Below are 9531 nucleotides of genomic sequence, written 5' to 3'. Positions count from 1 at the left end.
TGACTCGCTCTGCAATGGTCGTTGTTGCTTGGATTGCCCTCACCGGGGGTCTGCATCTGGATGGGGCTATGGATACAGCAGATGGACTGGCAGTGCAGGATTTTTCTTCGGACAAGCTACGCGAACGGCAGCGGCGTTTAAAGGTGATGGCAGATAGCGTCACGGGTGCGTTTGGGGCGATGGCAGCGATCGCGCTGCTGTTATTAAAAACATCTGCTCTGAGTGATTTAGAATCTTATCGGTGGTCGGCGCTAATGGTAGCGGCTGGATGGGGGCGCTGGGGACAAGTAGTAGCGATCGCTTGCTATCCTTACCTCAAAGCGGAGGGTAAAGGTGCCTTCCATAAAGAATCCATTCGGACGCCTCAAGACATCCTGCTGGGATTGCTGGTGCTATTTGCCCTGATGGGATTACAGATCGTCCTATCGCCGACTCGGTGGCCCGCAGCGGTGGGAACAGCCGCCGCAGGATGCGCGATCGCGTTTTTAACAGGAGTCTGGTTTCACCGCCAGCTAGGCGGTCATACCGGCGATACCTACGGGGCAGTTGTAGAGTGGACAGAAGCTTTGTTATTGTGCGCGATCGCTAGCCTCTACTCTCACTTTTCGGGCTAAGTTCTCTGTCGCAAGTTGCCAAGCCTTACATAGAAATTCCAATTTCAGCCAACGGCGTCAGAAAACTTGAATCCCAATTGAGGTTTTTTTCGATATTCCAAGTCGCCTTGTAAAAATGCCTGCCACTGCCTCAACTGCCCAAGCCACTGCGAATCATTTCGGCAAATTGGATGATTTAGCCTTAACGACATCCCTAATTGTCAAAGCGACATTCATCTATCAACGATGACATTTAATGAGTCACTGTCTAGAAAAGCGGGTAATCGGACTCGAACCGACGACATTCACCTTGGGAAGGTGACGTTCTACCACTGAACTATACCCGCATTTTGAGGTTAACGATCAGCAGTCTACTGATGGTTAACTTTTATTATACGACCGATCGAGCGCCAGCATCCAGTAATTGGAAAACTGGCGCGATACATCTTAACGTTGAGTCGCGATTATGGAGCCTTGACTAGATAAGGTGAAGAAATCGCCTCAGCACGACCGGCATTCACCAGCGCCTGGTAGACAAAAGCGGCGACTTCAGCACGGGTGGCATCACGACTAGGATTGAGCTGAGCCAGTGTGGGATAGTTGACCACCAGCTGTTTCTGAGTTGCGCCAGCGATCGCTGTGCTGGCCCAGCTAGGAATCTGGGTGGCATCATTGTAAACAGACAGCACATTTGTATCCTCAGAGCGCAACTTCAAACCACTCGCTAAAGAAACTAAAACCTGCACTCTGGGAATGCGCTGTTCGGCTCTAAAAACTTGACCCGGATACCCAGACAAAAAGCCTCCCCGGTAAGCGCTTTGAATCGCTTGATAAGCCCAATAATTAGTTTTGACATCGACAAAATTAATCCCAGGCTGTATCTGTGCTGGTGAAAAAGCCTTGTTGATAATCGCGGCAAACTGAGCGCGGGTGACAGGTTCGTTGGGGCGGAAAGTCCCATCAGGGAAACCAGCAATTACATCTTTAGCAACTAAAGCTTCGATATAGGCTTGCGCCCAGTTCCCTTGAACATCGGCAAAACCACCGCTAGGTATCGACGTCGCCACAAAATCCACGCGCCCGGAAATCTTCTTAGAATCAATATCGTTGCCGACCGCGATGATAGTATTCGTGCGCGTTAGGTTGGCAACATCGAAACGAACATTGTTGCGAATCCGATTTTGCCCAGGATTCTCTTGAGTCCCTAAATTGGGCTGGGCATCTCCGCTTGCTACGACTCCATACCGCGTGTTTGCCTCAATAATGTTGTTACGCAGGACTGGGGCAGCGGAGTTGGAGGCGACGATTCCATCAACGTTTTGGACAATGCGGTTGTCTGCGAGCAAAGGCGATGCCGTCTCAGTTAGGACAATCCCATTCCCCGTCTCTTGAAACAGATTGTTGCGGACTTCTCCTTGCGCTGTCTTAGCGACTGAAATGCCATTCCCCTTATTTCTGGTAAAGATATTGCTTTCAATTTTGGGGGTAGCTGTCCCGGTGACGAAAACTCCTTCCCGGTCGTTGCTCGAAAAGGTGTTGTTGCTGACTGTTGCATTGGTAGATTCAATCCACAGTCCAGTTCCCCGACGATTCGGGTTAGTGATGGTCAATCCTCTGACTTCACTGTCTTTCTCTGCCCGCATGGCAATGTTCTGACCGGAAAAGGTAGGACTAACATAGCCGCCTCCGCCAATAATCGCTACGATCTGCCCTTTGCTTTGCTCGTCGCCGCGCAGAATGACACCCTGTTTAACAAGGAGGGGGAAAACTTCACCCGTGTCAGCCGTGTAGGAACCTGGAGCTAATTGTACGACTGTGCCAGAACTGGCTTGCTGGAGGGCATAAGTGATAGTGCGATAGGGTGTGTTTTCACTGGTGCCAGCACTGGCAGTATCGTTGCCCGTGGATTGGTTGACGTAGACAACGTTCGCGCTTGCAGGAAGTTGAGCTATCTGCGTTGATGGCGGGGTAAGGGCAGCCGCAGGAAGTGCCATGACCCCGCCAGACCAAAGTAACAAAGCGCTTAGCAGGGACGCCCGGACGGGTACGACACCAGCGAAACGTTTGGCGAAACGGATGCTAGAAGAATGGGAGAAACGATCGGGAAAACCCTGGGGTGTCATACGTTTGATGCTTTTGATGTGCATTATTAACTGTACGATTTAGTAACTTAGAGACTCACCAATTGGGATATTTTTTTACGCTGGAAGCTATACATACTTGGTGTATGCACTTGCGTCGCTAATATTAATATTCACAATTACGTTTGATGACAAGTTGCGAATATTATCAGTTCCCAACATGGCAACTTGCCCCTGCAAAGAAAATTCAGGCGATGTAAACCCTGAAATGCTCATAGGGCTGAGGTTTTATAAATTTAAGAGCGTTGGCTTAGGCTAATCCAGGCGAGAGGGATGATTCAAAAGCAGTTGTTACTTGAGCAGGAGGATGCAACCCATCGGCATCCAGTATCGTCAAAGTAGAGATAGCACAACTGTGCTTTCTCTAAGCTGTTTTCAGGTTCCTTATGCGCTCTCTACTGCTGCGATCGCTACCTTTCGTGTTCTCTTTAGCCGCCGCTACGGGTATTTTGTTTAGCCCCTCTCGTGCGGATGCTGCCAACACAGTCGTGCTGAAGTACCGCTTTCTAAGGGAATCGGTATCTGTTCCCGAACTCACAACTTTTGCTGAAACGGGTGAACTTTCGCCAGCGCTACGTGCTTATTTGGCTATGGCAGGAAGAAAACCTGAGGATTTGCGAAAAACCCTAACGCAAGAAGTTAAGGTGAATGCCCTCATTTTAGATCGGGTACTCAATAACCAGATTGGGGAATTAGTCTTGGGTCAAGTCAGTGACGTGGTTCATACTCCCGGAAATGGCGCAAACATTCAGTCTTTGCGAGGAGCTGTGATGAGTTCAGCGCTTCCAGACAATCAGATTACCTTGATTGAAATTTTAGAAAATTACCCAACCTCAGAAGTTCATGTGGAGGGCGATCGCCTTGCTGAGGTTTTTGGCAAACTCAAGCGACTGGGACAGGGCTTGCCCAATCTAGGTGATTTAATCAGAATTGGTCAGTAGTGATGGGTCATAAGTCATTCGTTCTTGGCTACCGAACGAATGACTTATGACTAATAAGCAAGAGTTTCTAGGGTTTCGCGCAGATACCGGCGAACCCGATAATCAAGGTTGAACTCCTGAAGGCGGTCGTTATCCAACGGGTGTTCTATCTCCCAGCGCTGAAACCCAGAACTGGATGCGATCGCTTGCTTGAGGCTTTCCCAGATTTTGGTATTGCCGGAGAATTGGCTGGTTGATGAAGCAGGAAACCTGATCATATGCACCTTAAATTAAGGGAACAAGGAGTTTTCAGCTATCAGCCTTCAGCAATTCTATTTTAGATTTTGATTTTAGATTGTGAATTTACAACCCACTCTAAAATCTAATCTCTAAATCTAATCTTTAAAATTGACTGCCCGCTGATGACTATTTAACAAATTTCTATGTCTATTCTTAGGATAACGCAGTTAGGTTGGGGGGATTTGTGCTGTCAGTAACATCTCGCTAGTCAACCAGCCAAAACTTTTTGAGTTACGCCAGTTGCTGAAAGCTTTTCTACATAGACACCCATGTGCTGAAAAACCAAGAACCTTGAAGAAAAATCTCTTTTTTAGATTAGTCGGAGGACGCTGGGGCTTCTATTCCTGCATTTATTGGTTCTACAGAGTTGGGTGATATCGCAGATGTCTCGGAAATTTCCGAAGGTAAGATTTGATTGACCTGTAGGCCCGGAATTGTAAATTGTTGCGGAATTTTTTCTGCTGAACAGGGTTGCGTAGCAGAAAATGCTGCTTCATTAGTCAAAAGGACTCGCGCCACGCTCAGTGGTATCTGCAAGAACAAATTGCTTGCCAGAAATGCCAGTGCCGCTACTAGCAGTCCAGCGAACCGCCACTCCGGGGGAAGCGGTGTAACAGTTGCCGCTAGGGGTGCTGCCTGATAGATTAGCCACAATACCCACAGCATGAAACCAGCTGCTAGAACGGCTACAAATTGGTTTGTAGGTGACTTTAACTGTGACAACAGGCGTCGCTGGTTAAGCGTCAGTTGGCTTGGCTTCAAGGCCACTGCCAGGATGCTAAAAATGTTAAAAGGACGGCTCAACTGCATCCACAGTATGGGTGCAATACCTACAGTTGCAACCAAAAAAAGTTCCAACGACACCGGCAACACGGGATCGCCAACTGCCAAACCCAGCCAGCATAGTTCCAACCAAATGGGAACTGTCGCCAGACCAGCAAGATGAATCCACAAGAACGGTTCCAACCAAAAAGAGCGCATATTACAAGTAGTAAAAAGGCAAAAAGCAAAATAAAAGGCAAAAGTCAGAAGAAAGGCAAAGGAGATTATTTCCTTTTTTCTTTCTTTTGACTTTTGCCTTTTGACTTTTGCCTTAATTTGGCGAGAGAGTACGGCGCTTGCTTACCATTTGGTAGGCTTCGATAATGTCGCCTTCTACCCAGGCATTGAAACGATCGACTCCGATGCCGCATTCGTATCCAGCATTGACTTCCTTGGCATCTTCCTTCATCCGCTTGAGGGAATCTAAGACGCCATCATGAACTATCTGACTGTTGCGGCGCACCCGCACTCGGCAGTTACGAACCACTTTACCCGACAGCACATAGCAACCAGCGACGGAGCCACGACCGACTGGGAAGACAGCCCGGACTTCGACTTGACCCAGAGGCTCTTCCACCTGCTCCGGTTCTAGCAGACCTTCCATTGCGCCTTGAATATCATCTAACAGTTTGTAGATGATGTTGTATTCGCGCACATCGACTCCTGCTTGATCCGCTGCTTGCCGCGCACCACTGGCAAGGGTGGTATTAAATCCAACAATTACAGCGCCACTGGCAGCCGCTAAGTCAACGTCTGTCTCGGTGACTTCTCCAGGAGCGGCTAACAGCACCCGAACTTGTACCTCATTTTGTGGCAGCTGTCCGAGCGCGCCCAGAAGAGCTTCTACGGAACCTTGAACGTCTGCCTTCAGAATCAAGTTGAGTTCTTTGAGATCGCCTTCCTGCGCTTGAGCTGAGAGGGTATTCAAAGTGACTCGGCGGGATGCCATGACCTGTTGCAGGCGTGACTGGCGTTGCTCGTCTGCTCTGACACTTGCGATCGCGCGACCTTCTTTTTCGTTTGGATAGACCTCAAACTCATCGCCAGCCGCTGGGACATCGCTCAAGCCCAACACTTCCACCGCGAACGATGGTGCCGCTGCCGTTACCCGATCTCCCCGGTCGTCGATCATCGCCCGGACTTTGCCCAATACTGAGCCAACTACCAGGACATCACCAACTCGCAACGTACCATTTTGCACCAGCAAGGTAGCAACTGGGCCTCTCGACTTATCTAGATTGGCTTCAATTACCGTACCCTTAGCTGCGCGGTCTGGGTTTGCAGAGAGTTCTAAAACTTCGGCCTGGATCAAAATCATTTCCAGCAGGGTATCCAAGTTTTCCCCTTTGATGGCGCTCACGGGAACCATGATGGTATCGCCGCCCCATTCTTCGGGTTGCAGACCGTACTGGGTCAACTCTTGCTTCACACGGTCTTGCTGGGCATCCGGTTTATCAACTTTGTTGATCGCCACAACAATTGGCACCTCAGCAGCTTTCGCGTGGCTGATTGCTTCAATTGTCTGGGGTTGGACACCATCATCGGCAGCAACCACCAGAATAGCGATGTCGGTGACTCGCGTTCCCCTCGCCCGCATTGCTGTAAAGGCTTCGTGACCGGGGGTGTCTAGGAACACAACTTGCTGAGTTTTTCCTTCATATTCCACATCCACATGGTAGGCACCGATGTGCTGAGTAATTCCCCCAGCTTCTCCCTGCGCTACCTTGGTTTTGCGGATGGAATCGAGCAGAGTTGTTTTCCCGTGGTCTACGTGACCCATAATGGTCACTACTGGCGGACGGCGTTGCAGGTGATCGAGGTCTTCCTCTGTCACCATCTCCGTTACTTTTGTCGCCGCAGCTTGTTCTTCTTGCGTCTCCACTTCTACGCCCAGTTCTTTCGCCACCATTGTGATGGTTGGGATATCTAGGGTTTGGGTGATATTGATCGCAAAGCCTTTAAAGAACAGAGTTTTGATAATCTCTGTTTCCTGAACTGCTAAGGCCGTAGCAAGTTCTTGAACGGTCATACTGCCCGTTAACACCAGATTTTCCGGACGTTCTGCTTTAGCAGCAGGTTCGCGACGGCGATCGCGATCGTTGCTTTGCCCTTCGCCGCGCTGCATTTGAGGCTTCCGCTTCTCTCTTTCCGCTGCCACCACGACTGGGCTGGCTGGACGAGCTTTCTGCTGCTTGGGAGGACGAGCTACAGATAGACTCACCTGTAATGCTGCTGGCAATTCCTCTAAATCCGTGTCAAAGTCTTCGTCGTCATCAATGAGGGGTTGAACCCGACGCTTGGCTTTAGCACCTGCCTTGCCTGCTTTATCTGGGTTTTCTTCTTCCTCATCTTCCCACTCAGGTTTTCGCTTATTGGGACCAACGAGACGGGGGGGATTCGGTTTTCTTGCCTCTTCTCCCAGAGTATCGGGCGTTCCCAAACCTTCATCATTTTCGTCCCGTAGTAGCTTCGAGCGACTGGAACCAGGTTCTAGTTGCGTGTCACCAGCACCGCCTGGGCGTCTACCAACAGGCATGGAAGGTCGCACCGGCCTTTGGGGAGGCGAGTGCAGTTCTGGAACTCGGGGTGGAGCCGGGGGGGCAGGTCGCTCCGTTCTGACGGGGGCAGGAGGAGCCGAGGCGTTAGTTCTTTCGGGTGCCCCGCTCGCTGGTCCTACTCTTTGGGGTGCGCTGACAGGCGAGCTAGTAGCTGTTTCTACCTTGGCACGTTTTAATACAGGCCGCTCCACATTACTTGGCGCAGGACGCTCCCCTGCTTGTCGCATGGGAGGTTCAACCAGATGGGGAGGTGGTTCAACAGCTTTCGGAGCTGGAATAGGAGGAGCCTCTACTGGGTCTACCTGTAGTTTTTCTGCTTCTACTACTTCTACTACAGGAGGATTATCCCGCTGGCTAGGACGCACTGGTTTATTCAGACTTGTCGGCTTCATGGGTGATGGCGTCTGCTGTCTTACTGGTGGTTGGGGAGGAATCGCGACCTGTTCTCCCGGCTGTTGTGGTGCGTTAGAACCAGACCCAGATTTATGCTGACGAATCTCCAGAATTTGCGGCTTGTTTTCTAGCCGGGGTCGCACCGATTGAGCGGCTGGCGGTGCTGTTTTACGTTGATCCATTGGAGCCCGCGCACGTGAAGCTGGTCGGGCTGCTGCCTGTTTTTCTGCCGCCGAGCGAATACTCTCCGCCTCCGATTCAGTTATTGTGCTGCTGTGGCTCTTGACTGCAATATTGAGCCGCTCACAAATTCCTAGAATATCCTTATTCTCCAAATCCAATTCCCGCGATAACTCGTAAATTCTTACTTTGCCGTTGTTCATCCAGTCTTTCCCCTCGAATCCTACCAGTTTTTACACCATAACCATCTGCTTGAACGACAACTTGTTGATCATTTGCTTACTGCCTAATGGGTGTGAAGCTTTAACTTGCTGCCTATACTTCTACTAATGATATCCAAGCTACTTATGGGAAGTCTGTTTATCACCAAGTAAATTCCCTATCCCTAAGGATAGTGAAACACTTCTATTTCTAATTTTGCACAAATCTTTACAATTTGGGGCACGTCGCTTTTTTTGGGCTTCTTTCCTACAATATCTCATTCGGACGGCTGTTTTAGGTCTGATGCGGATGGGAGGCAACGTTCTTGAGGGCTGGATTCGCTTCTTGACAAGGAGCGATCGCAGCCTTCAAGTTTAGTAGCTAGGCGCTGCCACAGGGTTTGGTACAGTGCTTCTGGAACAGGTACTTTGAGCACTCTGCCCAGCCTATTTTTTTTTTGAGCTGCTACCAGACAACTTTCTTGGGGACAAAGATAGGCAGATCGCCCCATCCCCCGATCTAATTGTAACTGCTGGGACGGATAGACTCTGACAATTCGCCAAAACGCGGATTTTGGCGCGACTTGGCGGCAACTCACACAACGGCGGTAGTTTGGTTCCATCTCAAGCAATGGGGAGTTTAGATTTTGGATTGAAGATTTAATCTCAAATCTAAACTTCCGTGGTTTCCACCTCATCTACATCTACATCATCAAAATCGTCACTGTTCTGCTGCCAGCTAGAAACTGCTGCCGGTCTTTCCAGCTCTTCGAGTTCATCGTCGGCTTCGTCATATTCAGCTTCTTCTTGGGCTTGCCGAGCGGCTGCGATCGCTGCCATATTCCGAGATTCCGCTTCGTAATCGTACTTGGCAATATCTTTAATATCAATTTTCCAACCAGTCAGACGGGCTGCTAGACGGACATTCTGGCCTTCTTTACCAATCGCCAAACTTAATTGATCCTCCGCTACCAAAACATGCGCCTGACGAGCATCTGGGTTAATCAGACGTACCTCATCCACTCGTGCGGGCGACAGAGCATTGGAAATATAAGTAGATGGGTCGGGCGACCAACGAATTACATCAATTTTTTCGCCGCGTAATTCATTCACTACCACTTGAATCCGCGATCCTCTAGCACCAATACAAGCTCCCACTGGGTCTACATCGCGCTCCAGGGTATCGACCGCGATTTTAGTCCGCGGGCCAACGTGACGAGACGGAGGATTTGCTTCCCGCGCCACTGCCACAATCCGCACCACTTCATCCTCAATCTCTGGGACTTCGTTGGCAAAGAGATAAACGACTAAACCTGCGGCAGCTCTAGACACTAGCAATTGTGGCCCCCGCGCTGGGCCTTCGCGTACTTTTTTGAGAAATACCTTGAAGGTTGCATTGGCACGGTAATTATCGTTGGGTAGCT

General features: G+C 49.9%; 8 protein-coding genes, 1 tRNA gene and 1 pseudogene. 2 read left to right on the top strand and 8 right to left on the bottom strand.

What is annotated here, in order from left to right:
- Positions 1-614: adenosylcobinamide-GDP ribazoletransferase (gene cobS, locus H6F50_RS06105; protein WP_190427475.1), on the top strand; the 614-nt coding region annotated here is incomplete at its 5' end.
- 254 nt (positions 615-868) lie between these two features.
- On the opposite strand, the gene H6F50_RS06100 is transcribed toward cobS, so the two are convergent.
- The 3 genes from H6F50_RS06100 to H6F50_RS06090 form a co-directional block, all read right to left on the bottom strand.
- Positions 869-940: transfer RNA gene (locus tag H6F50_RS06100), tRNA-Gly, on the bottom strand.
- 117 nt (positions 941-1057) lie between these two features.
- On the bottom strand, positions 1058-2716 hold the full coding sequence (locus H6F50_RS06095; RefSeq protein WP_190427472.1) for a DUF1565 domain-containing protein: 1659 nt from the start codon (positions 2714-2716) through the stop codon (positions 1058-1060).
- A gap of 87 nt (positions 2717-2803) precedes the next feature.
- Entirely contained in the window at positions 2804-2950 is a 147-nt protein-coding gene (locus tag H6F50_RS06090; RefSeq protein WP_190427467.1) for a hypothetical protein, read from the bottom strand.
- Positions 2951-3120: 170 nt separating this feature from the next.
- Between H6F50_RS06090 and H6F50_RS06085 the strand changes: the two genes are divergently transcribed.
- On the top strand, positions 3121-3675 hold the full coding sequence (locus H6F50_RS06085; protein ID WP_190413334.1) for an alpha/beta hydrolase: 555 nt from the start codon (positions 3121-3123) through the stop codon (positions 3673-3675).
- A 50-nt stretch (positions 3676-3725) separates the two neighbouring features.
- On the opposite strand, the gene H6F50_RS06080 is transcribed toward H6F50_RS06085, so the two are convergent.
- The 5 genes and pseudogenes from H6F50_RS06080 to nusA form a co-directional block, all read right to left on the bottom strand.
- The gene (locus H6F50_RS06080; protein ID WP_190413336.1) at positions 3726-3932 is read right to left on the bottom strand and encodes a hypothetical protein; all 207 of its coding nucleotides are present in this window, start codon (positions 3930-3932) and stop codon (positions 3726-3728) included.
- Positions 3933-4269: 337 nt separating this feature from the next.
- Entirely contained in the window at positions 4270-4935 is a 666-nt protein-coding gene (locus tag H6F50_RS06075) for a low-complexity tail membrane protein (protein ID WP_190427462.1), read from the bottom strand.
- Positions 4936-5047: 112 nt separating this feature from the next.
- Positions 5048-8110 (bottom strand): translation initiation factor IF-2, encoded by a 3063-nt coding sequence (gene infB, locus H6F50_RS06070; RefSeq protein ID WP_190427459.1) that lies wholly within the window; start codon positions 8108-8110, stop codon positions 5048-5050.
- Between the two features lie 275 nt (positions 8111-8385).
- Positions 8386-8730: a YlxR family protein gene (locus H6F50_RS06065; protein WP_190427456.1), complete on the bottom strand. Its 345-nt coding sequence runs from the start codon at positions 8728-8730 to the stop codon at positions 8386-8388.
- Between the two features lie 49 nt (positions 8731-8779).
- Positions 8780-9531, bottom strand: a pseudogene (gene nusA / locus H6F50_RS06060) (transcription termination/antitermination protein NusA); the annotation flags it as partial.

The sequence above is a fragment of the Coleofasciculus sp. FACHB-712 genome, from assembly GCF_014695635.1.
Lineage (GTDB): Bacteria > Cyanobacteriota > Cyanobacteriia > Cyanobacteriales > FACHB-T130 > FACHB-T130.
This window is presented reverse-complemented; position numbering and strand designations above follow the sequence as displayed.